At 61.9% G+C, this 26494-nt stretch carries 26 protein-coding genes; 18 read left to right on the top strand and 8 right to left on the bottom strand.

What is annotated here, in order from left to right:
- Positions 1–325 precede the first annotated feature (325 nt).
- Both brnQ and J3P94_RS20250 read left to right on the top strand, forming a co-directional pair.
- Positions 326–1639 (top strand): branched-chain amino acid transport system II carrier protein, encoded by a 1314-nt coding sequence (gene brnQ, locus J3P94_RS20255; protein WP_305496103.1) that lies wholly within the window; start codon positions 326–328, stop codon positions 1637–1639.
- Between the two features lie 232 nt (positions 1640–1871).
- Entirely contained in the window at positions 1872–2609 is a 738-nt protein-coding gene (locus J3P94_RS20250; RefSeq protein WP_434569406.1) for a DUF599 domain-containing protein, read from the top strand.
- A gap of 72 nt (positions 2610–2681) precedes the next feature.
- Here the strand turns inward: J3P94_RS20250 and J3P94_RS20245 are convergent, their stop codons facing one another.
- On the bottom strand, positions 2682–2933 hold the full coding sequence (locus J3P94_RS20245) for a hypothetical protein (RefSeq protein ID WP_030138335.1): 252 nt from the start codon (positions 2931–2933) through the stop codon (positions 2682–2684).
- A gap of 158 nt (positions 2934–3091) precedes the next feature.
- Between J3P94_RS20245 and J3P94_RS20240 the strand changes: the two genes are divergently transcribed.
- The 4 genes from J3P94_RS20240 (at position 3092) to J3P94_RS20225 (ending at position 6892) form a co-directional block, all read left to right on the top strand.
- On the top strand, positions 3092–3568 hold the full coding sequence (locus J3P94_RS20240; RefSeq protein WP_434569405.1) for a PaaI family thioesterase: 477 nt from the start codon (positions 3092–3094) through the stop codon (positions 3566–3568).
- A complete protein-coding gene (locus tag J3P94_RS20235) occupies positions 3565–4026 on the top strand; it encodes a PaaI family thioesterase (protein WP_434569404.1) in 462 nt (153 codons plus the stop codon). Before J3P94_RS20240 ends, J3P94_RS20235 begins: the two co-directional genes overlap by 4 nt.
- A gap of 87 nt (positions 4027–4113) precedes the next feature.
- Positions 4114–6018 carry a molecular chaperone HtpG gene (gene htpG, locus J3P94_RS20230; protein ID WP_305496099.1) on the top strand — a complete coding sequence of 635 codons (1905 nt, stop codon included), beginning with the start codon at positions 4114–4116 and terminating at the stop codon, positions 6016–6018.
- Positions 6019–6163: 145 nt separating this feature from the next.
- Positions 6164–6892, top strand: a complete 729-nt coding sequence (locus tag J3P94_RS20225) for a dienelactone hydrolase family protein (RefSeq protein ID WP_434569403.1) — start codon at positions 6164–6166, stop codon at positions 6890–6892.
- A 142-nt stretch (positions 6893–7034) separates the two neighbouring features.
- Here J3P94_RS20225 and J3P94_RS20220 read toward each other — a convergent pair whose 3' ends face one another.
- Positions 7035–7895 carry a pirin family protein gene (locus J3P94_RS20220; RefSeq protein WP_434569402.1) on the bottom strand — a complete coding sequence of 287 codons (861 nt, stop codon included), beginning with the start codon at positions 7893–7895 and terminating at the stop codon, positions 7035–7037.
- 119 nt (positions 7896–8014) lie between these two features.
- Here J3P94_RS20220 and J3P94_RS20215 point away from each other — a divergent pair, with 119 nt between their 5' ends.
- The gene (locus tag J3P94_RS20215) at positions 8015–9031 is read left to right on the top strand and encodes an amidohydrolase family protein (protein WP_434574265.1); all 1017 of its coding nucleotides are present in this window, start codon (positions 8015–8017) and stop codon (positions 9029–9031) included.
- Between the two features lie 209 nt (positions 9032–9240).
- Positions 9241–9705 (top strand): DUF3859 domain-containing protein, encoded by a 465-nt coding sequence (locus tag J3P94_RS20210; protein WP_434569401.1) that lies wholly within the window; start codon positions 9241–9243, stop codon positions 9703–9705.
- 201 nt (positions 9706–9906) lie between these two features.
- On the opposite strand, the gene fabB is transcribed toward J3P94_RS20210, so the two are convergent.
- From fabB to J3P94_RS20185, 5 genes are all read right to left on the bottom strand, one after another.
- Entirely contained in the window at positions 9907–11127 is a 1221-nt protein-coding gene (fabB, locus tag J3P94_RS20205) for a beta-ketoacyl-ACP synthase I (protein ID WP_434569400.1), read from the bottom strand.
- Between the two features lie 11 nt (positions 11128–11138).
- Complete coding sequence (gene fabA / locus J3P94_RS20200; protein WP_030138344.1) at positions 11139–11654, bottom strand: 3-hydroxyacyl-[acyl-carrier-protein] dehydratase FabA; 516 nt, start codon at positions 11652–11654, stop codon at positions 11139–11141.
- 249 nt (positions 11655–11903) lie between these two features.
- The gene (locus J3P94_RS20195) at positions 11904–13805 is read right to left on the bottom strand and encodes an ATP-binding protein (RefSeq protein ID WP_434569399.1); all 1902 of its coding nucleotides are present in this window, start codon (positions 13803–13805) and stop codon (positions 11904–11906) included.
- Positions 13802–14734: an ABC transporter substrate-binding protein gene (locus tag J3P94_RS20190; RefSeq protein WP_434569398.1), complete on the bottom strand. Its 933-nt coding sequence runs from the start codon at positions 14732–14734 to the stop codon at positions 13802–13804. Before J3P94_RS20190 ends, J3P94_RS20195 begins: the two co-directional genes overlap by 4 nt.
- Positions 14735–16894: a TonB-dependent receptor plug domain-containing protein gene (locus J3P94_RS20185; RefSeq protein ID WP_434569397.1), complete on the bottom strand. Its 2160-nt coding sequence runs from the start codon at positions 16892–16894 to the stop codon at positions 14735–14737. It abuts the gene before it with no gap.
- 164 nt (positions 16895–17058) lie between these two features.
- Here J3P94_RS20185 and J3P94_RS20180 point away from each other — a divergent pair, with 164 nt between their 5' ends.
- From J3P94_RS20180 to pyrF, 9 genes are all read left to right on the top strand, one after another.
- Positions 17059–18084, top strand: coding sequence for an NAD(P)H-dependent glycerol-3-phosphate dehydrogenase (locus tag J3P94_RS20180; protein ID WP_434569396.1), 1026 nt, complete (start codon positions 17059–17061; stop codon positions 18082–18084).
- Positions 18085–18114: 30 nt separating this feature from the next.
- Entirely contained in the window at positions 18115–18462 is a 348-nt protein-coding gene (locus J3P94_RS20175; RefSeq protein WP_434569395.1) for a DUF4389 domain-containing protein, read from the top strand.
- Positions 18459–18911: a phosphohistidine phosphatase SixA gene (gene sixA / locus J3P94_RS20170; protein ID WP_434569394.1), complete on the top strand. Its 453-nt coding sequence runs from the start codon at positions 18459–18461 to the stop codon at positions 18909–18911. The genes J3P94_RS20175 and sixA overlap by 4 nt, the downstream gene beginning before the upstream one ends.
- A gap of 49 nt (positions 18912–18960) precedes the next feature.
- Positions 18961–19404, top strand: a complete 444-nt coding sequence (locus J3P94_RS20165; RefSeq protein WP_434569393.1) for a hotdog fold thioesterase — start codon at positions 18961–18963, stop codon at positions 19402–19404.
- A gap of 273 nt (positions 19405–19677) precedes the next feature.
- Positions 19678–20472, top strand: coding sequence for an alpha/beta fold hydrolase (locus tag J3P94_RS20160; RefSeq protein ID WP_434569392.1), 795 nt, complete (start codon positions 19678–19680; stop codon positions 20470–20472).
- Positions 20469–21320, top strand: coding sequence for an alpha/beta hydrolase (locus J3P94_RS20155; protein ID WP_434569391.1), 852 nt, complete (start codon positions 20469–20471; stop codon positions 21318–21320). The genes J3P94_RS20160 and J3P94_RS20155 overlap by 4 nt, the downstream gene beginning before the upstream one ends.
- Before the next feature lie 147 nt (positions 21321–21467).
- On the top strand, positions 21468–22274 hold the full coding sequence (locus J3P94_RS20150) for a DUF4892 domain-containing protein (RefSeq protein ID WP_434574263.1): 807 nt from the start codon (positions 21468–21470) through the stop codon (positions 22272–22274).
- Positions 22275–22334: 60 nt separating this feature from the next.
- Positions 22335–23372 (top strand): AI-2E family transporter, encoded by a 1038-nt coding sequence (locus tag J3P94_RS20145; protein WP_434569390.1) that lies wholly within the window; start codon positions 22335–22337, stop codon positions 23370–23372.
- A 153-nt stretch (positions 23373–23525) separates the two neighbouring features.
- Positions 23526–24224 carry an orotidine-5'-phosphate decarboxylase gene (gene pyrF, locus J3P94_RS20140; protein WP_434569389.1) on the top strand — a complete coding sequence of 233 codons (699 nt, stop codon included), beginning with the start codon at positions 23526–23528 and terminating at the stop codon, positions 24222–24224.
- A 149-nt stretch (positions 24225–24373) separates the two neighbouring features.
- On the opposite strand, the gene J3P94_RS20135 is transcribed toward pyrF, so the two are convergent.
- The gene (locus J3P94_RS20135; RefSeq protein ID WP_434569388.1) at positions 24374–25378 is read right to left on the bottom strand and encodes an NADP-dependent oxidoreductase; all 1005 of its coding nucleotides are present in this window, start codon (positions 25376–25378) and stop codon (positions 24374–24376) included.
- A gap of 225 nt (positions 25379–25603) precedes the next feature.
- On the opposite strand from J3P94_RS20135, the gene J3P94_RS20130 reads away from it, so the two are divergent.
- Positions 25604–26365 carry an SDR family oxidoreductase gene (locus J3P94_RS20130; protein WP_434569387.1) on the top strand — a complete coding sequence of 254 codons (762 nt, stop codon included), beginning with the start codon at positions 25604–25606 and terminating at the stop codon, positions 26363–26365.
- Positions 26366–26494: the final 129 nt, after the last annotated feature.

The raw sequence follows: 26494 nt of genomic DNA, 5'->3' as shown, positions 1-26494 counted from the left end.
AATAGATACAGGCGCCTGAATGAGGGCTGCTGCGCAGCCCAGCGGGAGCAAGCTCCCTCGCCACGGGGGATAGGTAGCTTGGAGAATAGGCGCGAGCCGAAAAATAGATACGTAAATGCGACACAGCAATGTCGTGTATCGGATAGTTCGCCCTGTAACAGTGCGTTTTTCACTTGAATTCGTTAGGCTAGCAGCCATTTTTGCGACCGCTGCCCACAAGGAAGCGACGCGCTAAACGGGTCGGTCTCATACGGATCGGCAGCATTTCCCTCACCCATAAGGGAAATCCCTCTCTAAATTCCGATTCAGTAGTGTGGTTTCCTTAATGAAAGTGTTGAAAGGCCAGGACATCCTGGCGCTTGGTTTCATGACATTTGCCCTGTTCGTCGGGGCTGGCAACATCATCTTCCCGCCTATCGTCGGTTTGCAGTCCGGGCCTCATGTCTGGATGGCGGCGCTGGGCTTTCTCATCACGGCGGTCGGGCTTCCGGTGATCACGGTCGTTGCGCTGGCCAAGGTCGGCGGCGCGATGGACGCCTTGAGCAGCCCCATCGGCAAGATCGCCGGTGGTTTGCTGGCAGCGGTGTGCTACCTGGCGGTCGGCCCGCTGTTCGCCACCCCGCGAACCGCTACCGTATCGTTCGAAGTCGGCCTGGCACCGCTGACCGGCGAGAGCCCGTTGGCGTTGTTCCTGTACAGCGCGGTGTACTTTCTGGTGGTGTTCTTCATCTCGCTTTATCCGGGCCGCTTGCTGGACACCGTCGGGCGCTTTCTCGCGCCGCTGAAAATCATCGCCCTGGCGGTGCTGGGCATCGCCGCGTTTGCCTTGCCGGCGGGCGACATCGGCGTGGCGACTCCCGAATACGTGGCGGCGCCGTTTTCCCAAGGCTTCATCAATGGCTACCTGACCATGGATACCCTCGGTGCCTTGGTGTTCGGCATCGTCATCGTCAACGCCATCCGTTCCCGAGGGGTCGAGTCTCCGGCCTTGATCACCCGCTACGCCATCATCGCCGGGCTTATCGCCGGGGTGGGGCTGGCGCTGGTCTATGTCAGCCTGTTCCGCCTGGGTTCGGGCAGCCATGAAGTTGCCGCGGGCGCGACCAACGGCGCGGCCGTCTTGCATGCCTACGTGCAACATACCTTCGGCAGCCTGGGCAGCGGCTTCCTTGCGGTACTGATCTCGCTGGCGTGCCTGGTGACGGCGGTTGGCCTGACCTGCGCCTGCGCCGAGTACTTCAGCCGCGTCCTGCCGCTGTCCTACAAGACGCTGGTGATCATCCTGGCGGCGTTTTCGCTGCTGGTGTCCAACCTCGGGCTGACCAAGCTGATCGCTTTCTCGATTCCGGTCCTGACCGCGATCTATCCGCCTTGCATCGCATTGGTCGCCCTGAGCTTCTGCAAGGACTTCTGGCATGAGCAGGGGCGCATCGTCGGCCCGGTCATGCTGGTGTCGTTCCTGTTCGGCTTGATCGACGCCCTCAAGGGCGCCGGGCTGGCGGATTGGCTGCCGACGCAGTTGGCCCACCTGCCGTTGAGCGACCAGGGCCTGGCCTGGCTGGTGCCTTCGGTCATGACCCTGGTGGTCGCAGTGGTCTGCGATCGACTGCTGGGCAAGCGCAGCGAAGCGTTGGCGTAAGCGGCTTCCAGCAGGCCCATCGGTAAAACGAAATGCCCCGTATCAATCGATGCGGGGCATTTTTTATTGGAACAGTGTCTTTTTCCGTGGACCTGTGGGAGCGAGCCTGCTCGCGAAAGCGCCCGAACTGCTGACATAGAAGCGAAAGTTATATCGCTATCGCGAGCAGGCTCGCTCCCACAGGGTTCGCTGATATTATTGCCGCAGGTTTTGTTTCATCACAGGGAACTGCATGTCATTCATCCAAGCCAACCTGATCCATCTGCTCGCCGCCGTCTGGTTCATCATCTGCTGGGCCGGCTATACCCGTTACGCCTCCTGGAAGGCCCGCGACACGGCGTGCCTGGCCAGCGTGATGCACCTGTACCGCGAAGACTGGATGCGTCGCATGCTGCTGCGCGACAACCGCATTGCCGATGCCAGCGTGATCGGCAACCTGGAGCGCAACGCGTCGTTCTTTGCCTCCAGCACGCTCATCATCCTGGCCGGTATCCTGACCGTGCTCGGGGCGTCTGACCGCGCGGTATCGCTGCTTGCGGACCTGCCGTTGGTACAACAGGCCTCCCAAGGCATGGCGGAAGTGAAGCTGCTGTGTCTTGCGCTGGTGTTCGTCTACGCGTTCTTCACGTTCAGCTGGTGCATGCGCCAATACAACTTCGCCGCGGTCCTGGTAGGTTCGGCGCCAATGATCGGCGAGCGGCATGTCTCCGAGCTGGAGCGCAAGGCCTTTGCTTCGAGGGCGGCGCGGGTCATTTCGATGGCGGCCAACCAGTTCAACTTCGGCTTGCGTGCCTATTATTTCGGCATGACCATGCTGGCGTGGTTCGTCAGCCCGTGGCTGTTCATGCTGATGAGCGCCGGCGTGGTGTTTGTGTTGTATCAGCGCGAGTTTCATTCGGATGTGCTGGATGTGATGGTCTATACGCCTACCGAAGCGCCGGTGCCCGAAACCGGCAAGGAAGCGACCTGACGGCAGCTTTCTCAAATCGCAGGCAAAAGAAAACCCGCACCAGGCGGGTTTTCTTTTACCACTGAAACCGTATCAGTTGGTTTTAGGCGCGGTAGCAGGGGCTTGTTCCTGCTGGGCGGCACTGTTCGATTCAGACTGAGCTTTGGCAGCTTCGGCGTTTTCTTTCGCCGCGTCGTTCACTTTATCCTGTGCTTTGTTCATGTCTTGCTGAGCTTGTTCAGCGTGTTGGTTGGCATCTTGAGCCTTGTCCTCGGATTTTTTATCGCAGGCAGCGAGACCGAGGGAGGCGGCCAACATCAAGGCAATAGCAAAAGTCTTACGCATGGGGTGTTTCTCCTTATGGATATAACTACTGGCCTTTTGAGCGCGCCCCCTCGGGTTAAGTTCCTCTTTTGCTCTAGATATATAACTTTGCAGCGCAGCGGAACTTTATGGCCCACGGTCGTTGTTGGGCTTCTTCATACATAAGGGCATTAACACAAATGGCTGAGGATTCCGTTTTTGAGCGTGCGACACGCTTCTTATCCGCGCTAAGGCATTGCCAGGTGCTGGGTCTGACATTGCACAGCGCCAATTCCGAAGGTTTGACTGTGATGTTGCCCTACAGCCCATCTATCGTTGGTAATCCGCTGACAGGCATCGTCCATGGCGGAGCGCTGACCACGCTGATGGATACCGCTTGTGGCATGTCGACCTTGTGCGTGCTGCCGCAATTCGAGGTCTGCCCGACCCTGGATCTGCGCATCGATTACATGCACGCGGCCATGCCTGATAAAGCCATCTATGGTTTCGCCCAGTGCTATAGGGTCACGCCGGACGTGATTTTCAGCCGGGGTTTTGCCTACCAGGATGATCCCGCGCAACCCATCGCCCATGTGGTGGGCACTTTCATGCGCCTGGGCGATAGCGCTCGGGGAATGAGAAAGGGTGGCCTGACGGCTGCAGCGCAAAAGCCATGAGCGATATCACCGAGGAACACCTGCGCCAGGCCTGCGAGCATGGCGACTACGCGCTGCTGCTGGCCTCGATCCCCTATGCGCGCCTCATCGGCGTCGAATGTTCTCGTCAGGGCGACGAGTTGCTGTTCTGCCTGCCGTCCAACAAGGACAACATTGGTAACCCTTTACTACCCGCGATCCATGGCGGGGTGATTGCCGGTTTCATGGAGCTGTCGGCCGCCGTTCATCTACTGATTGCGACCCGTGCGACCGGGGTGCCGAAGATCATCGATTTTTCCCTGGATTACCTGCGCGCCGGACAGTTTCGTGACACCTATGCCCGGTGTCAGGTCTGGCGCCAGGGCCGGCGCGTGGCCAATGTGGCGATCACCGCCTGGCAGGAATCCGAAGCCGAACCGATTGCCACGGCTAGGGCCCATTTCAAGATCCCTGCACCCTCCAGGCCGACCGCCCCTTGAAATCATCACCGGTGCCCCCACCTTGTGGACATCCCGCCGCCAATCTCAGCGAGGCGGACACCACCATCCACTTGGAGTTTGATGACCATGAGCGTGGAAACTCAAAAGGAAACCCTGGGCTTCCAGACCGAGGTGAAGCAACTGCTGCACCTGATGATTCACTCGCTGTATTCGAATAAGGAAATTTTTCTTCGCGAGCTGATCTCGAACGCCTCTGACGCTGTCGACAAATTACGTTTCGAAGCGCTGTCCAAGCCAGAACTGCTGGAAGGCGGCGCGGAGCTGAAAATCCGTGTGAGCTTCGACAAGGACGCGAAAACCGTCACTCTCGAAGACAACGGTATCGGCATGAGCCGCGACGAGGTGATCACGCACCTGGGCACCATCGCCAAGTCTGGCACCGCCGATTTCATGAAAAACCTGTCGGGCGACCAGAAGAAGGATTCCCACCTGATCGGTCAGTTCGGCGTCGGTTTTTATTCCGCGTTCATCGTTGCCGATCAGGTCGAAGTGTTCAGCCGCCGTGCCGGCCTCGCAGCGAGCGAAGGCGTGCACTGGTCATCCAAGGGCGAAGGCGAATTTGAAGTCGCGACCATCGACAAGGCTGAGCGCGGTACCCGCATCGTCTTGCACCTGAAGTCCGGTGAAGAAGAATTCGCCGATGGCTGGCGCCTGCGCAACATCATCAAGAAATACTCTGACCATATCGCGCTGCCGATCGAGTTGCCGAAGGAAGTCACCGCTGCCGAAGGCGAAGAAAAACCTGAAGTGGAATGGGAAACCGTCAACCGCGCCAGTGCCCTGTGGACCCGTCCTCGTACCGAGATCAAGGACGAGGAATACCAGGAGTTCTACAAGCACATCGCCCACGACTACGAGAACCCGCTGAGCTGGAGCCATAACAAGGTCGAAGGCAAGCTGGAATACAGCTCGCTGCTGTACGTGCCGGCCCGTGCGCCATTCGACCTGTACCAGCGCGAAGCACCACGCGGGCTGAAGTTGTACGTGCAGCGCGTGTTCGTGATGGACCAGGCCGAATCGTTCCTGCCGCTGTACCTGCGCTTCATCAAGGGTGTGGTGGACTCCAACGACCTGTCGCTGAACGTTTCGCGGGAAATCCTGCAGAAAGATCCGATCATCGACTCCATGAAGTCGGCGCTGACCAAGCGCGTCCTCGACATGCTGGAAAAGCTGGCGAAGAGCGAGCCTGAGCAATACAAGAGCTTCTGGAAGAACTTCGGCCAGGTGATGAAAGAAGGCCCGGCCGAAGATTTCGCTAACAAAGAGAAGATCGCCGGCCTGCTGCGTTTCGCCTCGACCCAGAGTGACGACGGCGAGCAGAGCGTCAGCCTGGCCGATTACCTGGCCCGCGCCAAGGAAGGCCAGGACAAGATCTACTACCTGACCGGCGAAACCTATGCACAGGTCAAGAACAGCCCGCACCTGGAAGTCTTCCGCAAGAAAGGCATCGAAGTGCTGCTGCTGACCGACCGCATCGATGAGTGGCTGATGAGCTACCTCAATGAGTTCGACGGCAAGAGCTTCGTCGATGTGGCCCGTGGCGACCTCGACCTTGGCAACCTGGATTCGGAAGAAGACAAGAAAGCCGCCGAAGAAGTCGCCAAGAGCAAGGAAGGCCTGGTCGAGCGGATCAAGACTGCGTTGGGCGATGCCGTCAGCGAAGTGCGTGTCTCGCACCGCCTGACCGACTCCCCGGCCATCCTGGCCATCGGCGAGCAGGACCTCGGCCTGCAGATGCGCCAGATCCTTGAGGCCAGCGGCCAGAAGGTGCCGGATTCCAAGCCGATCTTCGAATTCAACCCGGCTCACCCGCTGGTGGAAAAACTCGACAACGAGCAGAGCGAAGAGCGTTTTGGCGACCTCTCGCACATCCTGTTCGACCAGGCGGCCCTGGCGGCCGGCGACAGCCTGAAGGACCCGGCGGCCTATGTCCGGCGTTTGAACAAGCTGCTGGTTGAGCTGTCAGCTTGATCTGACGTAAGAAAGTCCCTGTGGGAGCGAGCTTGCTCGCGATGACGGTAGACCAGTCAACGCATCTGTTGAATGTCGGACCGAAATCGCGAGCAAGCTCGCTCCCACAAGGGCTTCTTGAATGTTTCATCAAGAGGAGTCCGTCATGAGTCAGGTTACGGTTCGTTCACTGGTGTATCAGATCGATGGGCAAAGCTATGAAGGTCGCCTGGCCTTCGACGTCAACCAGCAGGGCCCGCGTCCGGGTTTGCTGATGGCGCCGAACTGGATGGGCGTGGGGGCGGGGGCCGAGGACATTGTCAGGTCGGTGGCCGCCAACGGCTACGTGGTGCTGATCGCCGACCTGTACGGGCAGACGCTGCGCCCGACCAACGCCGACGAGGCGGGAGCGGCAATGATGCCGCTCAAGAATGACCGGGCCTTGTTGCGCAAGCGCATGCAGGTTGCGCTGGAGCAATTGCAGAACCAGGGCGAAGCGCAGGTCGACACGGCGAAACTGGCCACGTTCGGCTTCTGCTTCGGTGGTTGCTGTTCACTGGAGCTGGCTCGCAGCGGCGCACCGCTCAAGGCTGCGATCTCGTTCCATGGGACCCTGGATACGCCGAACCCGGCCGATGCGCAGAATATCCAGGGCGCCGTCCTGGTGATGCATGGCGCCGCCGATCCGCTGGTGCCGAAAGAACAGTTGCCGGCTTTCGAGGAGGAGATGAACGCCGCCGGGGTGGACTGGCAATTGCTGAGTTATGGCGGCGCGGTGCATTCCTTCACCGATCCTCAGGCCAATGTGCCGGGCAAGATGATGTACAACGCCAAGGTCGCCGGGCGGGCGTTCCGGTCGATGCATAATTTGCTGGATGAGGTGTTCAAGGGCTGATTGCCCTGGCTTCTGTCATATTGCTTTCGCGAGCAGGCTCGCTCCCACATTGAACCGAGTTGTACGCGAGATCTGCGAACCGCGCCGATCCAGTGTGGGAGCGAGCCTGCTCGCGATGGCTGCATATGAGACACCCCTGAAATCAGGGCAATTCGATCCGCTCGCTTTCCCCCGGCACAGTCGGCCAGTCCCCGGCCGCCCAGCGCCGGCGGGCTTCATCGATACGGGCCGGGTCGCTGGCGACGAAATTCCAGTTCATCCGCCGTGGCCCGTCCAGCGGTGCCCCGCCGAACAGCACGGCATGGCAGTCGCTGCTGGCGAACAGGGCCATCTCTTCTCCGGCCGGCAGGATGACCAGCGAATGAAGCTCCAGCGGCTCACCGTCCAGTTGCGCCTCGCCGCTCAATACATACAGTGCACGCTCTTCATGCTCGGTGGGAATCAACAATGTCGTCGCGGTTTGCAGGTTCAGTTCGGCATACAACGTAGGCGAGAGCACCGGTACCGGCGATTCCAGGCAAAAGCCTGACCCGGCAATCATGCGGATGCTGACGCCCAGATTCTCGCTGACCGGCAAGGTCGGCGCCGGATGATGGCTGTAGTGCCCGGGGCCCTGCTCACGAGGCTGGGGCGAGGCCAGCCAGACTTGCAGGCCATGCATGACAAAAGCGCTGCCCAGCAACGACTGCGGAGTACGCTCGACATGGGCGATCGCGCTGCCCGCCGTCATCCAGCTGACATCCCCGGCATCCACTACCTGGTCGGAACCCAGGCTGTCCTTGTGCTGGAGTTTTCCTTCGAACAGGTAGGTGAGGGTGGATAACCCGATGTGCGGGTGCTGGCGGATGTTCATGCCTTTGCCCGCCGGGTAGGTGGTTTGCAACATATGGTCGAAAAACACGAAAGGCCCGACGCTGCGGCATTTGGCGGACGGCAGCGGGCGAAGAATCGGCTGGCCCTCCACGTCTTCTGCGCGGGGACGAACGATCAGGGGAGCGGTCATGGTGTCTTCCAGGTTGAACGACGAATGCGCAAAGCATAACCCGAGGCTACAGCGGACGGCAGCGCTGGCTGAACCCAGGCGGGACGGATGGGTCTATGCTGCTTATGGCTTTTCGGAGACTGCCTGTGCCCTTGACCCGTTTGATCTTCATTTGGCTGCTGACTGTTTCGAGCACCGGCGCTGTGGCTCGCGAATACACCTACAGTGATGCGCACCTGCACTACGTCGATTTCTTCCAGGAAACGGCCGGCATGCCCAAGTTGCTCAAGGCCATGGCGGACAATCGCATCGAGCATGTGATGATCTCCGGCGTGCCGGTGGCCAAGAAATGGCATGAAGACGAACCCAAGCGCCCGCGCTATTACGCCGGTGACGATGCCGACGCCTATTGGTACAGCGCCACCGATGTGATTGTGGCCGCCGCGGTAAACAAACTGCCCGCCGAACAGCGGCAGTACTTCCATCCGTTCCTGTCCGGCTTCAATCCCAATGACAAGAACTCCGACGCTCATATCCAGCGCATGCTCGATCTGTATCCGGGGCTGTGGCAAGGCATCGGCGAAGTCTTCACCCGCCATGATGACCTGACGGCGCTGACCTCCGGCGACACACCGCGCGCCAACAACGAAGCGATGACGCGGATCTATCACCTCGCGGCGGAAAATGACCTGCCGGTGATGCTGCATTCCAACATCACCTCCAAGCGTGAGAAAAATCCGCTGTACCTGGCGGAGGTCGAAGAGCCGTTGCGCAATCATCCCCATACGCGATTCATCTGGGCTCATGCCGGCACCAGCATGGAAATCCATCGGCACCAGACTCGGCTGGATTTCCTGTTGCCCACCCTGACGCGGATGCTTGAGTCTTATCCCAATCTGTTCATCGACCTGTCCTGGAGCATGCTCACGCCGTATTTGCTCGACGAGGCGGGTAAGCCCCGCGAGGAATGGGTAAAACTGGTGGAGCGCTTCCCGGAGCGCTTCATGGTCGGATCTGATGTGGTCGGACGCTTCAACAAGCTGGGCAAGGAGCTGCACAGCTTCGACCCGTTCCTTGATGCCTTGCCGGAAGATGTCGCGAGGAAAGTGGCGCGGGATAACTTTCTGGCGGTGTTGCCGCGCTCACTGACCCGCTAAGTCCGTTTTTGTGGCGCGGGAGCTTGCTCCCGCTGGGCTACGCAGTAGCCCCAAAATCTGGCGACTGCTGCGCAGCCGAGCGGGAGCAAGCTCCCTCGCCACAGGTCTGCCATTCCCTGGGCTGTTGGTGGCGTGGCGAACATCGCTTTGTCATCAGGCTGTCACTCCCGCGTCATACCCTCGCGCTCATCTCAATCAAGGAGCGCACTATGCATCTCACCCGTTCAAGCGCACTGGTCGCGCTGTTGTTGACCTGCGGCCTGGCACAGGCCGAAGTCCGTGTCGAAGGTCCGGTGGAATACGGTGTCTTCGAAGGGCCGCAAGCCGAATTGCAATCGGGCGAGCGGGTCCTGCGGCGCAGCAATGAGCAGATCCGCCAGACCGAGAGCGTACCGGCAAAGCTGGGCACCAAATTTGGCATGCGCTACCAGCTGGCCGGCAAGGTCGCGGATGACCAGCCGTTGACCCTGTTGTATTTCACCCCGGGCATCCGTACCCCCGATGGCGTGCGCCATGACAAATTCGAAGTCATCCAGAAGCTGGTGCCTGGCGCGCCGCAGGATGTGATGGCCTACGAATTCACCGAAAGCCACGAAGTGATGCCGGGGGAGTGGCGATTCATGGTGTTCCAGGGTGATCGGTTGCTGACGCAGCAGCGGTTTGTGGTGCGCTGAATTTATCCACCACAAGCCAATGTGGGAGCGAGCTTGCTCGCGATAGCGGTGGATCAACAAAATCGATACTGACTGATCTGGCGCCATCGCGAGCAAGCTCGCTCCCACAGGGGAGCTCCCTCAGAGATTTTGTGTTGTGAGCAGATAAAAAAACGCCCCGAACCAGTCGGGGCGTTTTTGTGTGTGGCGTAGCAGCGGGGCTTACTGACCCTGCCAGCGCTTCATCACCAGGGTGGCGTTGGTGCCACCGAAGCCGAAGCTGTTGCTCATCACGGTGTTGATAGTGGCGTTTTCGCGAGTCTTGGTCAGGATCGGCAGGTCGGCCACTTCCGGGTCAAGCTCGTCGATGTTGGCCGAACCGGCCATGAAGTTGCCTTCCATCATCAGCATGCAGTAGATCGCTTCGTGAACGCCGGCGGCGCCCAGGGAGTGACCCGACAGGCTCTTGGTGGAGCTGATGGCCGGGGCCTTGTCGCCGAACACTTCACGTACGCCCTTCATCTCCGCGACGTCGCCGACCGGAGTCGAGGTGCCGTGGGTGTTCAGGTAGTCGATTGGCGTATCGACGGTGGACATGGCCATCTGCATGCAGCGCACGGCACCTTCGCCGCTTGGCGCGACCATGTCGTAGCCGTCGGAAGTGGCGCCGTAGCCGACGATTTCCGCATAGATCTTCGCGCCACGGGCGAGGGCGTGTTCCAGCTCCTCGACCACGACCATGCCGCCACCGCCGGCGATGACAAAACCGTCACGGTCGGCATCGTAGGCACGGGAAGCTGTCTGCGGGGAATCGTTACGCTTGCTGGACAAGGCGCCCATCGCGTCGAACAGGAACGACTGGCTCCAATGTTCTTCTTCGCCGCCGCCGGCGAAGACGATGTCCTGCTTGCCCATCTGGATCTGCTCGACCGCGGTGCCAATGCAGTGGGCACTGGTGGCGCAGGCGGAGGAGATCGAGTAGTTCAGGCCCTTGATCTTGAATGGCGTGGCCAGGCAGGCCGACACGGTGCTGCCCATGGTCCGCGTGACGCGGTACGGGCCGACACGCTTGACGCCTTTTTCGCGCAGGATGTCCAGCGCTTCCATCTGGTTCAGGGTCGACGCGCCACCGGAACCGGCGATCAGGCCGGTGCGCACGTTGGAAACCTGCTCGTCGGTCAGGCCGGAGTCAGCGATGGCGTCCTTCATGGCCAGGTAGGCATAAGCTGCCGCGTGGCCGACGAAACGGTAGATCTTGCGATCGATCAGCTCTTCGAGATTGAGGTCAATGGAGCCGGAAACCTGGCTACGCAGACCCATTTCGGCGTATTCCGGGTTGTACCGGATGCCAGGGCGACTTGCACGCAGGTTAGCGGAGACGGTCTCTTTGTCATTGCCCAGGCACGAAACGATGCCCAGACCAGTGATAACGACGCGGCGCATGCGGATAACCCTTAGAAGTTGTCAGTGGAGGTGAAAACGCCGACCCGAAGGCCTTCGGCGGTGTAGATCTCGCGACCGTCGACAGCCACCGAACCATCGGCAATGGCCATGTTCAGCTTGCCCTTGAGGACGCGTTTGATATGAATGTTATAGGTAATCTTCTTCGCGGTCGGGAGCACCTGACCGAAGAACTTCACCTCGCCCGAACCCAGGGCGCGACCGCGACCCGGCAGGCCCTGCCAGCCAAGGAAGAAGCCGACCAGTTGCCACATGGCATCCAGGCCCAGGCAGCCCGGCATCACCGGGTCACCTTCGAAATGGCAGGCGAAGAACCACAGGTCCGGAGTGATATCCAGCTCGGCGACCAATTCACCTTTGCCGTACTTGCCACCCTCGTCGCTGATATGGGTGATGCGATCCACCATCAGCATGTTCGGGGCGGGCAGTTGCGCGTTACCTGGGCCGAACAGCTCACCGCGACTGCAGCGCAGCAGATCTTCCCGAGTAAAGGCGTTTTGTTTGGTCATGCGAGCTCCTCAATAGTCCCATGCGGCAGGGTGGGGCAAATCTTCCCGGCCGATCGAAGCGTTCATGCCTCGAGTCGGCAGCCTACTCATAGACTATTGCGTTGTAGTGAAAGTCACAGCACACGGGAAAATGAATGTACACCTGTGCACTGAAATTGTTATTCGTTTCCCGATCGAGACTTGTCCGGGTGCTTAAGACTGCCGCACTTTCGCCTTTCACGCCAGTCACAGATGGTCCGGGGCCCCGGATCAACGTACCCAGCGCTGCAAAATCTGCTGCAGGTCAATTCTTTTGAATGGCTTGGCCAGGTAATCGTTCATGCCTGCGGCCAGGCAGGCTTCACGGTCGCCCTGCAACGCGTTGGCCGTCAGGGCGATGATGGGCACCTCGGCACAGCCCGGCAACTGACGGATCTGTCGCGTGGCTTCGTAGCCGTCGATCACCGGAAGCCGGCAGTCCATCAGGATGACTTCGAAAATCAGGCTTTCGGCGCTGCGCACGGCCTGGGCGCCATCGGTGGCGACGCTGACCGTGAAGCCCAGGCTGCGCAGCATGGCTTCGATCACGGTCTGGTTGACCGGATTGTCTTCCACCAGCAAGACGTTGCGGCCCTCGCCATCATTGCCGCCACCGGGCGCGCGCGGGGCCAGGGTCGGTGGAGACTGCCGCGACAGCGCGAGCGGGATTTCCAGGGTGAACACCGAACCTTGGCCTTCCACGCTCTGGGCCCGCAGTGTGCCGCCCATGCGTTCGGCCAGGGTGCGCGCGATCGGCAGGCCCAGGCCCGTGCCGCCATAGCGGCGGGAAATCGAACTGTCGGCCTGCTGGAACGCATCGAACATGCGCTCCAGGCTGTCGGCCGGGATGCCGATCCCGCTGTCGCGTACCGTGCAGGTGAACCACAGCAGTTCGTGATCCAGCGCCTGCCACTGGCATTGCACGGTGACGCGCCCCTGGTCGGTGAACTTCAGTGCGTTGCCAATCAGGTTGACCAGGATCTGGCGGATCCGCGTCGGGTCGCCTTGCACTTGCAGGGCCCGCATGTCGTCGGGGATCAGCAAGTCCAGGCCCAGCTTGCGTTGCGCGGCGCTGTGCTGGAACGACTGGGCGCAGCTGCCGACCAGTTCCGCCAGGTTGAAAGCGATATGTTCAAGTTCCAGGGCCGAACGTTCGATGCGCGAGAAGTCGAGAATGTCGTTGATCACCTTCAGCAGGTGCTCGGTGGATTCCGAAGCCAGCGCGGTGTACTCGTGCTGCTCGTCGGTCATCTGGGTGGTTTCCAGCAACTGCAACATGCCCAGGACACCATTCATGGGCGTGCGCAGTTCATGGCTCATCATGGCCAGGAATTCCGATTTGGCGCTGTTGGCCTTTTCCGCTTCCTCGCGGGTCTGGATCAACTGCGCCATGGCTTGCTGCTGTTCGCGGCTGGCCTGCTCAAGGCCGTCGGCCAGATTGTTGATGTGCCGCGACAGAGCGCCCAGTTCGCCGTCGTCGACGATCGGCAACGGGGTGCTGTAGTCGCCTTGCTGGATCGCCTTGACCGCGTTGCCGATGTCGCGGATCGGCTGTGACAGGCTGGCGGCCAGTCGGCGCGCCACCAGGAAGGTAAAGAGCAGGGCGAACAACGCCAGGATCGCGGCCTTGAGCAGGATCTCCTGCTGGCGCTCGCTGAAGGCATCACTGGACATGCCGACGATCACGCGGCCCAGGTAGTCTTCGCCGGGCGCCTCGGTGGACGGGCTGGTGCCTTGCAGGAAGTCATTGTTCAGCGCAATGCGTTGCAGGCGAACCGGAGCCTGGAACACCTCCACCTGCCGCGAGTGGTTGCGCGTCTGCGCCGGTTGCTCGACGTACACGAGGATCCGCTCCGTGCGGTCCTGGACTTCCAGGAAGCGTACATGAGGGGTGGCCAGGGTGGCGGTGAGCAAACTTTCCAGCACTTCGTTGTTGCCGGAAATCACCCCGTATTCCGCAGCCGGAGCCAGTTGGTTGGCGATCAGTTGCCCGGTGTGGTTGAGTTCCTGGCGCAAGTCCTGGATTCGCACGAAGGTAAAGAAGCTGATCAACAGCACGGTCAGCAACAATGCCGGGCCGAGGGCAATGAGCTGGGTGCGGGTATTGATATCCCAACGTCGACGCAAGGTCATGGGCGGTGTTCTCCTTCTGCCAACTGCGCAGCGACGGCTTCGGCATCAATCGGTTCAATGCCCAGCGAGCGGGCGACCTGCTGGTTACTCATGACTTTGAAACGGACCGGATACAGCGTGCGCGGCCAACTGGCGGTGGGACGGTCGAGCAATTCGTCGAGGATCGCCAGCCAGTCGTCCTGGTCGCTGTAGGTGCTGGCCAGGCTGCCGGCCCTGACAAACGCGGCGCTTGGCCCGATCAGCGCGCGTTGCCGGGCGTAGCTGCTGAGCAGCAGGTTCTTCACGGTCTTGGGGTTGTAGAGGTCGGGGTCATCGAGGCCCAGCAGTACGTCGCTGCGGCCCAGCAGGTTCTGCAAGGGACGGTTGTCGCTGCTGTCGTCCCAGCGTTCGCTGACGATTTCCAGGCCCAGCGGCCTGGCTGCCTGCTGGATGTCCTTGAGCAGGAATTCGCTGTGCCGGTCGAACAGCACGCCGACCCGCCGCACTTGCGGCAGCACCCTGCGGATCAGTTGCAGTTGCCGCGCCATGGGCGGATCGCTCCACAGCAGGCTCAGACGCTCAGGCGTTGCCTCGCCCAGGCGTTCGTATGCCTGCAAGCGACTGATGCGCAGGACCAGCGTGGCCGGGCCGTGGTTTTTTTGCAGGCGCCAGTCGAGGCTTGGCGGATCAAGCAGGACCAGGCGCACATCGCCGGGCAGGCGGTCCGGCGACGGCAGGCTGGCCAATGGCGCGAACCGCACGTTGTCTTGCGGGCGTCGGGCTTGCAGGGCCTGGGTGAACGATTGCACGCCGGGGGTATCCTGGGCGCCGGTCAAGAGAATCTCGGCGGCCCGGGCATCAAGGGTCGTCAGCAGACTGACAAACGCCAGGCACAGGAATAGCGGCAGGCGGCCACGGAGGGGCGTCTTGCGCGGTTGGTCCGCAGACATCTAGAACGACAGCTCCGCGCTGAAATACAGGACGTGACGGGCGTCGTAGCGATTGTCGGCGAACGTGGTCGGCTGGTTATCGAGGCGATGCTGCACGATACCCGCCAGCTCCAGGCTGGCCTTGCCCAGGGGGATCCGCTTGGCGACGCGGGTATCGACCCGCTCGTAGCGGTAGCCATTGAGATCGTCGGCCCCGTAATAGAAAACCGCGCTGTTCCAGCCCTGGCCCCAGTCGTGCAGCCATCCGGCCGAGCCGCTGTTGCGGGCGGTCAGTTGTTCGTCGAGAGGATTGCTGGCCTGGGCATCGACGTAGGCATAGGTCAGGCGCAGGCGATCGGCGCTGGTCAGGCGCCAGTCGAGCTGGGTCTCGGCACCGTCGAACTGCGAGTCGTTGGCATTGCTGGCGATGTACTGGTTGTTGCGCAGCGGTTCGCTGATCATGCCGGTGATTTCGTCATGGAACAGCTTCACATCCACCGTCAGGCCCAGGTCCATGAAATAACCGTTGTAGCCCAGCTCTCGCGAACGCATGTGCTCCTGCTCGAGGTTCCCCGGGCCGCGCGTGCGGACGAAATAGCGCGCGCTGTCCTGGCCGAACGCGGCGGGCCGCAGGTTGGTGACCTGGTAGCTCCAGTTGACGTTGTTCTCGAACATGTCTGGCGAGCGCACCGCTTCGGAGTACACCGCCCGAAGCCCGTGTCGCGGGTTGATCAGGTAATTGACCGCGACTCGCGGGGTCAGTGAGCTGCCGGTCAGGCGGGTGTCTTCGAACATCGCCCCACCCTGTAGCAGCCAATGCTCGCTGGCGCGCCATTCGAGTTGGCCGAACAGACGCCAGGTGGTGTCGTCCAGCGTGCCATTGAAGTACGTCTCGGAGTCGGCCCGGTCGTAGCGATAATTCGCCCCGGTGACCAGGCGCAGGCTATCGGACAGGCTCAGGGTGTCCTGGATTTCCAGGTCGTAACGTGACTCCCGGGCGCTCTGGTCGATGTCGCCGCACAGGGTTCGCGAGGCACCGTTGCGCCATTGATCGATCACCTGGTTGGCCAGCGCCTGTTCCTGGGCCGTGCCGGCAGGTGCCCCTGTGCCAAGGAAGCTTGGAATATTGCGCGCCAGCTTCTCGGCGTAATTCGGGTTGAGCTGCCAGAGGTCGGTCAGTTGCGGGCTGAAGGACACCTCGGCATCGCAGGCGCGCCAGGTCTGCTGGCGATCCCAATGCTGGATCGAGCCTTGTACATAAAGACTGTGGTTGGGGTCCAGGTCGAGGTTCCAGCGCAACGAACCGGCGTAGTCCTTGGCGATGACATCGGAGTTGTCCCCGGCCGCGGTTATCCCGGCGAAAACCGGACGATAGGTATAGGGCCGCTGGTTGCTGCCCTCCTTGGCGCTCAGTTGCCAATCGATGCTCTGCCATTCGTCCAGGGCCTGGCTGACGGAGAGGTTGATGCGGTTCAGGCGCCGGCTGTCGCGGTAGTCCGCGCCGTTGCGGTCACTGTCGAAACCGTCGTCTTCCTGGCCGGACAAGGACAGGCGCATATCGCCATTTTCCCAACCGCTGCCCTGGCTGGCGTACCAGTCGCTGATGCCACGCTGGCCGCGGGTCATTTTCAACCGGGTGCCGTGGCTACCTGCCGGGGCGCGGGTGATGATATTGACGACTGCCATCAGCGCATTGGCGCCGTAGCTGACGGTGTTGGGGCCGCGGAAGACTTCGATCCGGTCGATGTCTTCCATGGCGACCGGAATGTCACTCCAGTCCACCGTGGCGAGGCCGGCGCGGTACACCGAGCGGCCATCGATCAGCACCTGCATGCGTCGCGCTTCGCTGGCGTTGGTGCCGTGGTAATTCACCGTGGCCTGGTTGCCGCTGAGGTTGCCGACCATCATGCCCGGCACCAGGCGCAACAGTTCGCTGATGTCCCGGGCACCGCTGGCCTTGATCAACTCGCTGTCAAGCACGGTCATGCTGCCCGGCACCGCCGCCGGCGACTGTTTCAGGCGCGTGGCGGTAAGTACCTGGGGCAGGGGCTGGTTGTCCACGAACAGATCATCGGCCACCACGGAGGGGCTGATGACCAGCGCCAACAGCAGTGATGAACCTGGACGGGAAGGGCCAACGAACACGGCACAGCCTTTGATTGAAGGAGGGATGGCGGGCATGTTAACCGAGCCGTGCGACTTTTCCATTCACGTTGACAGCATTTTCCTCGCAATTGATTGTCAGCTTGCTACTGCCATCGGTAATTGCTGGCGGGGCTGGTCGCGGTTCGGCTGCTCCGTATAATGCCGGGCATTGCCACTTGGTATGGAAGAGCGGATTGCATATGACTGAACAGCGCCCGATCGCGGTCCTGGGAGGCGGGAGTTTCGGCACCGCCGTGGCTAACCTGCTGGCGGAGAACGGCCAAGCGGTGCGCCAGTGGATGCGTGACCCGGAGCAGGCCGAGGCCATCCGGCTCAACCGGGAGAATCCGCGTTACCTCAAGGGCATCAAGGTTCGCCCTGAAGTGGAGCCGGTCACCGATTTGCAGGCCACGCTCGAGGGCAGCGATCTGTTCTTCGTTGCCCTGCCTTCCAGCGCCCTGCGCTCGGTGCTGGCGTCCCACGCCGAACGCCTGAGCGGCAAGTTGCTGGTGAGCCTGACCAAAGGCATCGAGGCGCAGACCTTCAAGCTGATGAGCGAGATTCTTGAGGAAATCGCCCCCAAGGCGCGCATCGGCGTGATTTCCGGGCCGAACCTGGCGCGGGAAATCGCCGAGCATGCGCTGACCGCCACCGTGGTCGCCAGTGAAGACGAGGAGCTTTGCCGGCGGGTCCAGGCCGCCCTTCATGGCCGAACCTTCCGGGTCTATGCCAGCGCCGATCGTTTCGGCGTGGAGCTGGGCGGGGCGCTGAAGAACGTCTACGCGATCATCGCCGGCATGGCGGTCGCGTTGGGCATGGGCGAAAACACCAAGAGCATGCTGATCACCCGGGCGCTGGCGGAGATGACCCGTTTTGCCGTCAGCCAGGGTGCGAACCCGATGACATTCCTCGGGCTGGCCGGGGTGGGCGACCTGATTGTCACCTGCTCTTCGCCCAAGAGTCGCAACTACCAGGTCGGCTTCGCCCTCGGCCAGGGCCTGAGCCTGGACGAGGCGGTGTCGCGCCTGGGCGAAGTGGCGGAAGGGGTCAATACCCTCAAGGTCCTCAAGGCCAAGTCCCAGGAGACCGGGGTGTATATGCCGCTGGTCGCGGGACTGCACGCCATTCTGTTTGAAGGGCGCACGCTGGAGCAGGTCATCGAACTGTTGATGCGTGGCGAACCGAAGACCGATGTCGATTTCATTTCCACCAGCGGTTTCAACTGATTCCGTATCGACCGCAAGCAGGAGCGAACCATGAACGATCCGAAAGGGCAGCCACAATACGAATCCATCCTGCTGCGTGTGCTGTGGATGGTGATTTACCTGCTGGTCTGGCAGGTGGCGCAATTCATCCTCGGCGCCGTGGTGCTGGTGCAGTTGGTTTATCGACTGATCTACGGCGCACCCAGCGCCAGCCTGATGAATTTTGGCGACAGCCTGAGCCAGTTCCTCGCGCAGATCGGCCGCTTCGGCACTTTCCACAGCGACCAGAAACCCTGGCCCTTCGCTGACTGGCCGACCCCGCGGACACCGGAAGGCGAAGCGCCTCACACCGTGGCGCCGGCGCCGCACCCGGTCCGTGACGAGGAGCCGAAACTATGAAACTGTGGGTATTGCGTCACGGTGAAGCAGAGCCGCACGGGGCTCGTCCGGACCCTGAGCGGGTATTGACGGTCCATGGCCGCGAAGAGGTGCTGCGCAGCGCCGGGCAGTTGATGGCTGAGCCGTTGCGGGCCATTTATGCCAGTCCCTACGTGCGTGCCCAGCAAACCGCGCAACTGGTGCGTGAAGCCCTGGGGTTCGAGCCAGAGTTGATCACGGTCGACTGGCTCACCCCGGAGACCCGGCCGGCCGATGTGTTGAAACATCTGGAGGACCAGGACGACGTACTGCTGGTCAGCCACAACCCGCTGGTGGGCAGCCTGCTGGGCTTGTTGCAGCACGGCCACCTGCAGCAACCTGAACAGGTGCAAACGGCCGGTCTGGCGGAGCTGGAAGGCGACCTGCCGTTGGCCGGCTCGATGAAACTCAAGAGCCTCAGGCATCCCTGAGAAACCGCTTGCGGGCGGGCAAAACAAAAAATCACGAAGGAAGGGCACGATGAGTCTTTGGCGCACCACCCCCAACATCGAACAACTGAACGCCGCCGGTAAAAATACCATCAGCGAAGTGCTGGACATCCGTTTTGAATCCTTCGATGACGAATCCCTGACCGCGAGCATGGTGGTCGATCATCGCACCCACCAACCGTTCGGGTTGCTGCACGGCGGCGCGTCGGTGGTGCTGGCCGAAACGGTCGGATCCATGGCCGCCTACCTGTGCGTCGACACCAGCAAGTTCTATTGCGTCGGCCTGGAAATCAACGCCAACCACCTGCGTGGCGTGCGCAGCGGGCGGGTCACCGCGACGGCTCGCGTGGTTCACCTGGGCCGCACCACGCAGGTCTGGGACATTCGCCTGGTCAATGATGATGGCAAGGTCAACTGTGTATCGCGCCTGACCATGGCGGTAGTGCCGCTGGGCGAGCAGCCGCCGGCGCGTTGATCCCTACGGGGACGTCTTCGTCGCGAGGGAGCTTGCTCCCGCTGGGCCGCAAAGCGGCCCCCGGTCAATTGACTCGCGCAGCCTGACATACCGCGTCGCCTGGCTTCGGGCCTGCTGCGCAGGCCAGCGGGAGCAAGCTCCCTCGCCACGGGGCAGCGGGGCAGGGCGCCATACCCCAACCCCGACTGTCATCATTCCTGTCAGTTACGGTCATTGCCGGGCTATCGGGTTCTGCGGACAATCGGTGGCAGTTCTCGCAACGGATCGGCCAACATGTCGCAACAGGTGTTTTTCGCCCACGCCAATGGTTTCCCCTCGGCTACCTACGGCAAGCTGTTCGCCGCGCTGGCGCCGCAATATGAGGTCGCGCACCTCGAACTGCACGGTCACGACCCACGGTTTCCGGTGGACGACAACTGGAACAACCTGGTGGACGAGCTGATTCATCACCTGGAGCAGCAACCGGAACCGGTGTGGGGCGTCGGGCATTCCCTGGGCGGTGTGTTGCACTTGCACGCGGCGTTGCGTTGCCCTCGGTTGTATCGCGGCGTGGTCATGCTCGATTCCCCGGTGCTGACCCGCGCCGACCGATGGCTGATCCTGGCCGCCAAGCGCATGGGGTTCATTGATCGCCTGACCCCGGCCGGGCGGACCCTGGGACGACGCGAGGAATTCAGCGACCTGGCGTCGGCGCGGGCCTATTTTGCCGGCAAAACGCTGTTTCGCGGTTTCGACCCGGAATGCTTTGAAGCTTATCTGCAACATGGCTTGCAACCCGTCGGTGACCGGTTGCGGCTGCGCTTCGACCCGGCCACGGAGATCAGCATCTACCGTGGCGTGCCCCATACCCGCCCCGCGAGGGCTGGAACACTCCAGGTTCCGCTGGCGGTAGTACGGGGCCGGCAGAGTCGCGTGGTGATGCGTCATCACACGCGTGTGGTGGGGCGCATGCCGCAGGGTGAATCCCTGACCATGCCCGGTGGCCACATGTTTCCCCTCGAATATCCCCAGGACACGGCCAACCTGCTCAAGGACCTGCTCCAGCGCTGGCAAGGGCCTGACGCATGAACGCCGTCGAAGAGGTTCGCCTGAGCTTGCCCCATATCGAACTCGCCGCCCACCTGTTCGGACCGGAGGATGGCCGGCCGGTGATCGCGCTGCATGGCTGGCTGGACAACGCCAACAGCTTCGCCCGGCTCGCCCCACGGCTGGAGGGTGTGCGGGTGATTGCCCTGGACATGGCCGGCCACGGTCATTCCGGACACCGCCCGCCCGGGGCCGGTTACGCCCTGTGGGACTACGCCCATGATGTGCTGCAAGTGGCCGAGCAATTGGGCTTGAAACGTTTCGCGTTGTTGGGGCACTCCATGGGCGCCATCGTTTCGCTGGTGCTGGCCGGCTCTCTGCCGGAGCGGATCACGCACCTGGGCCTGATCGACGGGGTGATTCCGCCTACAGCCAAGGGCGACAATGCGGCGGAGCGGATGGGCATGGCCCTGCAGGCGCAGCTGGATTTGCAGGAAAAGCGCAAGCCGGTCTACACAACCCTCGACCGAGCCATCGAAGCGCGCATGAAAGGGCTGGTGGCGGTCAGTCGCGAGGCTGCCGAGTTGCTCGCCCAGCGCGGCCTGATGCCAGTGTCGGGCGGCTATACCTGGCGCACCGACAACCGCCTGACCTTGCCATCGCCACTGCGCCTGACCGATGAACAGGCCATGGCGTTCGTGGCCCGAGTCGCCTGTCCAGCGCACCTGGTGGTGGCAGCTGACGGCATGCTGGCCCAGCATCCGGAGTTGCTGGAACGTCTACCCTTCAGTCATGAGCGGTTGCCTGGCGGTCATCATTTGCACCTGAACGATGAGGTCGGTGCGGCTCTTGTAGCAGACTGTTTCAATCGGTTCTTCAGCGTTTCTTGACTTGCGCCGGGCAACTGTCGAGGCTTGGCGGGTGGAAAGGGAGCCAACCATGACAGAAAACCGTACATTCGCCTTGCTGCGCATCAGCATTAAAAGACGCCTTCGCGTCGCGCGGGTCCAGGCACAGTCGATCCGATGAAACTATCCTTGTATTCATTCGCCCTGCTGGCGCTGGCCGCTTTCGGTCCGGCCGCCCTGGCCGCCGATGTGTCCGGCAGCCAGGACCTGGCGCGCGTGCCGCGGATGCCCGACGCGCAAATCGTCGAGTACAAGCAAACCAGCGACCTTGAGCGTATCTACCCGATGGGCTCGATCCGCAGGATAAGCGGCCAGCTACGCTTCGATGGGCAGGTCGACGCCCGCGGCAACGTCACGTCGGTCACCTATGAATTACCGCCGGAGCACACCGCCACCCAGGCTTTTACCGCTGCTCGCGAAGCATTGCAGAAGCAGGACGCCGAGCTGCTTTTCTGGTGCCAGGCGCGTGATTGCGGTGAAAGCAGCCTGTGGGCCAACCAGGTGTTTGGCAATGCCAAACTCTATGGTGCCGACAGCGGCCAGGCCTATCTGCTGTTGCGCCTGGCGCCGCCGGCGGACAACACGCTGATCGCGCTGTATGCCATCACCCGCGGCAACCGCAAGGCCTACCTGCACGTCGAACAGTTCGAAGCGAACGCTCCCCTGGGGGATCTGCTGCCGACATCTGCGACGTTGCTACGCCAGCTCAAGGACACCGGCGTGCTGGATCTGCCGCGTCTTGCCGGCGAGCCGGACGACGCCTGGCAGCGCTTGCTCTCCCGGGCGCTGAACCTGGACACCGGCCTTCGGGTCAGTATCGCCGGCCCGCAGGCCGAGGTCTGGCGCCAGGCCCTCATTGGCCAGGGTGTGCGGGCCGCGCGCATGGAGACGTCCAGCGATGACGCGAAGGGTCTGCACCTTGAACTGTTGCGATAAGCTGTTTCAGGGATGCACCCTACGCCGTTGACCGGCCCCGTTAATTTTTCGAGACCTTTCATGCTCAATAACGATCGGCTACTGGTGCAGATCCTGCTGCTGGTGTTGTTCGGCGCAAGCCTCTGGGTGATGGCGCCATTCTGGTCGGCGCTGTTCTGGGGCGCCGTGCTGGCTTTCGCCAGCTGGCCGCTGATGCGCTTGCTGACCCGCTGGGTCAACGGGCGTGAATCCCTCGCCGCGGCGTTGCTGACGGTCGGCTGGATGTTACTCGTGGCGGTGCCGCTGGTGTGGCTGGGGGTCAACCTGGCCGATCATGTGCGCGATGCCACGGCGTTCATCAGGGATGTCCAGGTCGACGGTCTGCCCGCCGCGCCGGAATGGCTGGCGGGTGTGCCGCTGGTAGGCGGGCGGCTGGTGACGCTCTGGGACAGCATCGATCAACAGGGCGCGGCGATGATGGTGTCCATCAAGCCGTACCTCGGAAGGGTCGGCAATTGGTTGCTGGCCCGCAGCGCGCAAGTAGGCGGCGGTATTCTCGAACTGACGTTGAGCATCGTGTTCGTGTTCTTTTTCTACCGTGATGGCCCACGCCTGGCGGCGTTTGTCCAAGGCTTGCTGGAGCGGTTGATTGGTGACCGGGCCGGGTACTACGTTGACCTGGTGGCCGGTACGGTGCAGCGGGTGGTCAACGGCGTGATCGGTACCGCGGCGGCCCAGGCCGTGCTCGCGCTGATCGGTTTCCTGATCGCGGGCGTGCCGGGAGCACTGGTGCTTGGTATTGTCACCTTCCTGCTCAGCCTGATTCCCATGGGCCCGCCGCTGGTCTGGATCCCCGCCACGGCCTGGCTGGCGTGGAAGGGCGAATACGGGATGGCGGTGTTCCTCGGTATATGGGGCACCTTCATCATTAGCGGCGTGGATAACGTGCTCAAGCCTTACCTGATCAGCCGCGGCGGAAACCTGCCGCTGATCATCGTGCTGCTGGGGGTTTTCGGTGGGTTGATCGCCTTTGGTTTCATCGGCCTGTTCATCGGTCCGACGCTGTTGGCGGTGGCGTACAGCTTGCTGACGGATTGGAGCAAGAGCCACGCGCGCTAGGACTGCAGGTTGACCTGCGGCGCGGTGCGGGTAATCAGCCAGTTGGTGAAGATCAAAGTCGGGGCTGGATGACGATTTACGATCATCGGGTCCCGCACGGGCGCTGGTTCCGCTACAATGCGCGCCGATTTCGACTTGCCTGAGAGCCCGCTCATGTCCGCCTGCCAGACGCCTATCATCGTCGCCCTGGATTTCCCTACCCGTGACGCCGCCCTGAAGCTGGCCGACCAGTTGGACCCCAAGCTCTGCCGGGTCAAAGTCGGCAAGGAACTGTTCACCAGTTGTGCTGCGGAAATCGTCGGCACCCTGCGGGACAAGGGCTTCGAGGTCTTCCTCGACCTGAAATTCCACGACATCCCCAACACCACCGCCATGGCCGTCAAGGCCGCTGCGGAGATGGGCGTGTGGATGGTCAACGTGCACTGCTCCGGTGGCCTGCGCATGATGGCGGCGTGCCGGGAAGTGCTGGACCAGCGCAGCGGTCCGAAACCGCTGCTGATCGGCGTGACCGTGCTGACCAGCATGGAGCGTGAGGACCTGGCGGGAATCGGCCTGGACATCGAGCCCCAGGAGCAGGTGTTGCGTCTGGCGGCGCTGGCGCAGAAGGCCGGCATGGACGGTCTGGTCTGTTCGGCCCTGGAAGCCGGCGCCCTGAAGACGGCCCACCCGTCGCTGCAACTGGTGACCCCGGGGATTCGTCCAGCGGGCAGCGCCCAGGACGACCAGCGCCGTATCCTGACTCCGCGCCAGGCACTGGATGCCGGTTCTGACTATCTGGTGATCGGCCGTCCGATCAGCCAGGCCGCCGATCCGGCCAAGGCCTTGGCGGCGGTGGTGGCCGAACTGGCCTGACGGCCACCTGTGGTTCAACTCTGCTCACCTCACCTGTGGGAGCGAGCCTGCTCGCGAAAGCGGTATGTCAGTCAAGCTGATATTGACTGACACGGCCCCTTCGCGAGCAGGCTCGCTCCCACAGGTGTTTTGCGGTAGATCCGCGAGCGTCAGACCTTCAACACCAACTTCCCGAAGTTCTCCCCGCTGAACAGTTTGGTCAGCGTTTCAGGAAACGTTTCCAGCCCTTCGACGATGTCTTCCTTGCTCTTGAGCTGCCCCTTGGCCATCCAGCCGGCCATTTCCTGCCCGGCGGCGGCGAATTGCGAGGCGTAGTCCATGACCACGAAACCTTCCATGCGTGCGCGATTGACCAATAGCGACAGGTAGTTGGCCGGTCCTTTCACCGCTTCCTTGTTGTTGTATTGGCTGATCGCGCCGCAAATCACCACGCGGGCCTTCATATTCAGGCGGCTGAGCACCGCGTCGAGGATGTCGCCGCCGACGTTGTCGAAATACACATCCACGCCTTTGGGGCATTCGCGCTTGAGGCCGGCATGGACGTCTTCGCTCTTGTAGTCGATGGCGCCGTCAAAACCCAGCTCATCAATGAGAAACCGGCATTTATCGGCACCGCCGGCAATGCCGACCACGCGACAACCTTTGATTTTGGCGATCTGCCCGGCGATGCTGCCTACCGCACCAGCGGCTCCCGAGAGCACTACGGTTTCACCGGCCTTGGGGGCGCCGACATCCAGCAGGGCGAAGTAGGCGGTCATGCCGGTCATGCCCAGCGCGGATAAATAACGCGGCAGCGGCGCCAGGTTCGGATCTACCTTGTAGAAACCTCGTGGCTCGCCGAGGAAATAATCCTGCACGCCCAATGCACCGTTGACGTAGTCCCCGACCGCGAAGCCCGGATTGTTCGACGCGACAACCTGGCCTACGCCCAAGGCCCGCATGACTTCGCCGATGCCGACCGGCGGGATATAGGACTTACCCTCGTTCATCCAGCCACGCATGGCCGGATCCAGTGACAGGTATTCGTTCTTCACCAGGATCTGACCGGCTGCCGGTTCGCCAACCGGCACTTGTTGATAAGTGAATGTCTCGCGGGTCGCGGCGCCTACCGGGCGTTTCGCGAGCAGGAACTGGCGGTTGATCTGGGCAGTCATGGCTTGCACTCAAGATGAATGAAGCCTTGTTGATAGACCCTCGGGGACTTGGCCGCAAGGTTTGCCGACACAGCGAATGCACGTCGATCCAACCCGGTGATGATGCGGACAGGGCTGTCATCACTGGCATCCATGAATATCCAACCGGCATTTGCATAGTGCTGCCGTAGTAGCGCGGGCGATGACTATATTCAGCGACTCCCGTAATTCTTCGAGGCATTGACAATGAGCATGACGTTTTCCGGACAGGTTGCCGTGGTGACGGGCGCGGCAGCAGGCATTGGCCGCGCCACCGCGCAGGCGTTCGCGGCGCAAGGCCTGAAAGTGGTCGCGGCGGATCTGGACGTGGCCGGCGGCGAGGGCACCGTGCAGTTGATTCGCGATGCCGGTGGAGAGGCGGTATTCGTGCGCTGTGACGTGACCGTGGAAAGCGATGTGCGACGTCTGATGGACGAGGTGATCAGTGCCTACGGTCGCCTGGATTACGCATTCAATAACGCCGGCATCGAGATCGAGAAGGGCAAGCTGGCCGATGGCACGCTGGACGAGTTCGACGCGATCATGGGGGTCAACGTCAAAGGCGTCTGGCTGTGCATGAAGTATCAATTGCCGTTGCTGCTGGCCCAAGGGGGCGGCGCTATTGTCAATACGGCCTCGGTGGCAGGGCTTGGGGCTGCGCCGAAAATGAGCATCTATGCAGCCTCCAAGCATGCGGTGATCGGCCTGACCAAGTCGGCCGCCATCGAATACGCCAAGAAGAAGATCCGCGTGAATGCGGTCTGCCCGGCGGTCATCGACACCGATATGTTCCGGCGCGCCTACGAGGCGGACCCGAAGAAAGGCGAGTTCGCCAATGCGATGCATCCTGTGGGGCGTATTGGCAAGGTCGAGGAAATAGCCAGCGCGGTGCTGTACCTGTGCAGCGACGGGGCGGCATTCACCACCGGGCATTCGTTGGCCGTGGACGGCGGGGTCACGGCGTTCTGACCGTCAGGGTTGCAACCCTGTACGCAGGATTTAGCCCGCACTGGATGCGGGCTTTGTTTTTTCTGGGGAAGGTTCACTTGATGGACCGACCAATGTATTTCAAGGAATGAGAAGCAGACGTTTTCACGC

The sequence above is a fragment of the Pseudomonas sp. Z3-8 genome, from assembly GCF_051131975.1.
Lineage (GTDB): Bacteria > Pseudomonadota > Gammaproteobacteria > Pseudomonadales > Pseudomonadaceae > Aquipseudomonas.
This window is presented reverse-complemented; position numbering and strand designations above follow the sequence as displayed.

What these genes read in the sequence shown, in the direction of transcription:
- J3P94_RS20130 (WP_434569387.1), top strand. Translation starts at nt 25,604, where the DNA reads ATGAGCATGACGTTTTCCGGACAGGTTGCCGTGGTGACGGGCGCGGCA.
- J3P94_RS20185 (WP_434569397.1), bottom strand. Translation starts at nt 16,894, where the DNA reads ATGCCCGCCATCCCTCCTTCAATCAAAGGCTGTGCCGTGTTCGTTGGC.
- fabB (WP_434569400.1), bottom strand. Translation starts at nt 11,127, where the DNA reads ATGCGCCGCGTCGTTATCACTGGTCTGGGCATCGTTTCGTGCCTGGGC.
- J3P94_RS20210 (WP_434569401.1), top strand. Translation starts at nt 9,241, where the DNA reads ATGCATCTCACCCGTTCAAGCGCACTGGTCGCGCTGTTGTTGACCTGC.
- J3P94_RS20175 (WP_434569395.1), top strand. Translation starts at nt 18,115, where the DNA reads ATGAACGATCCGAAAGGGCAGCCACAATACGAATCCATCCTGCTGCGT.
- htpG (WP_305496099.1), top strand. Translation starts at nt 4,114, where the DNA reads ATGAGCGTGGAAACTCAAAAGGAAACCCTGGGCTTCCAGACCGAGGTG.
- J3P94_RS20155 (WP_434569391.1), top strand. Translation starts at nt 20,469, where the DNA reads ATGAACGCCGTCGAAGAGGTTCGCCTGAGCTTGCCCCATATCGAACTC.
- fabA (WP_030138344.1), bottom strand. Translation starts at nt 11,654, where the DNA reads ATGACCAAACAAAACGCCTTTACTCGGGAAGATCTGCTGCGCTGCAGT.
- J3P94_RS20180 (WP_434569396.1), top strand. Translation starts at nt 17,059, where the DNA reads ATGACTGAACAGCGCCCGATCGCGGTCCTGGGAGGCGGGAGTTTCGGC.
- J3P94_RS20245 (WP_030138335.1), bottom strand. Translation starts at nt 2,933, where the DNA reads ATGCGTAAGACTTTTGCTATTGCCTTGATGTTGGCCGCCTCCCTCGGT.
- pyrF (WP_434569389.1), top strand. Translation starts at nt 23,526, where the DNA reads ATGTCCGCCTGCCAGACGCCTATCATCGTCGCCCTGGATTTCCCTACC.
- J3P94_RS20190 (WP_434569398.1), bottom strand. Translation starts at nt 14,734, where the DNA reads ATGTCTGCGGACCAACCGCGCAAGACGCCCCTCCGTGGCCGCCTGCCG.
- J3P94_RS20220 (WP_434569402.1), bottom strand. Translation starts at nt 7,895, where the DNA reads ATGACCGCTCCCCTGATCGTTCGTCCCCGCGCAGAAGACGTGGAGGGC.
- J3P94_RS20195 (WP_434569399.1), bottom strand. Translation starts at nt 13,805, where the DNA reads ATGACCTTGCGTCGACGTTGGGATATCAATACCCGCACCCAGCTCATT.
- J3P94_RS20235 (WP_434569404.1), top strand. Translation starts at nt 3,565, where the DNA reads ATGAGCGATATCACCGAGGAACACCTGCGCCAGGCCTGCGAGCATGGC.
- J3P94_RS20225 (WP_434569403.1), top strand. Translation starts at nt 6,164, where the DNA reads ATGAGTCAGGTTACGGTTCGTTCACTGGTGTATCAGATCGATGGGCAA.
- brnQ (WP_305496103.1), top strand. Translation starts at nt 326, where the DNA reads ATGAAAGTGTTGAAAGGCCAGGACATCCTGGCGCTTGGTTTCATGACA.
- J3P94_RS20240 (WP_434569405.1), top strand. Translation starts at nt 3,092, where the DNA reads ATGGCTGAGGATTCCGTTTTTGAGCGTGCGACACGCTTCTTATCCGCG.
- J3P94_RS20250 (WP_434569406.1), top strand. Translation starts at nt 1,872, where the DNA reads ATGTCATTCATCCAAGCCAACCTGATCCATCTGCTCGCCGCCGTCTGG.
- J3P94_RS20135 (WP_434569388.1), bottom strand. Translation starts at nt 25,378, where the DNA reads ATGACTGCCCAGATCAACCGCCAGTTCCTGCTCGCGAAACGCCCGGTA.
- J3P94_RS20160 (WP_434569392.1), top strand. Translation starts at nt 19,678, where the DNA reads ATGTCGCAACAGGTGTTTTTCGCCCACGCCAATGGTTTCCCCTCGGCT.
- J3P94_RS20145 (WP_434569390.1), top strand. Translation starts at nt 22,335, where the DNA reads ATGCTCAATAACGATCGGCTACTGGTGCAGATCCTGCTGCTGGTGTTG.
- sixA (WP_434569394.1), top strand. Translation starts at nt 18,459, where the DNA reads ATGAAACTGTGGGTATTGCGTCACGGTGAAGCAGAGCCGCACGGGGCT.
- J3P94_RS20165 (WP_434569393.1), top strand. Translation starts at nt 18,961, where the DNA reads ATGAGTCTTTGGCGCACCACCCCCAACATCGAACAACTGAACGCCGCC.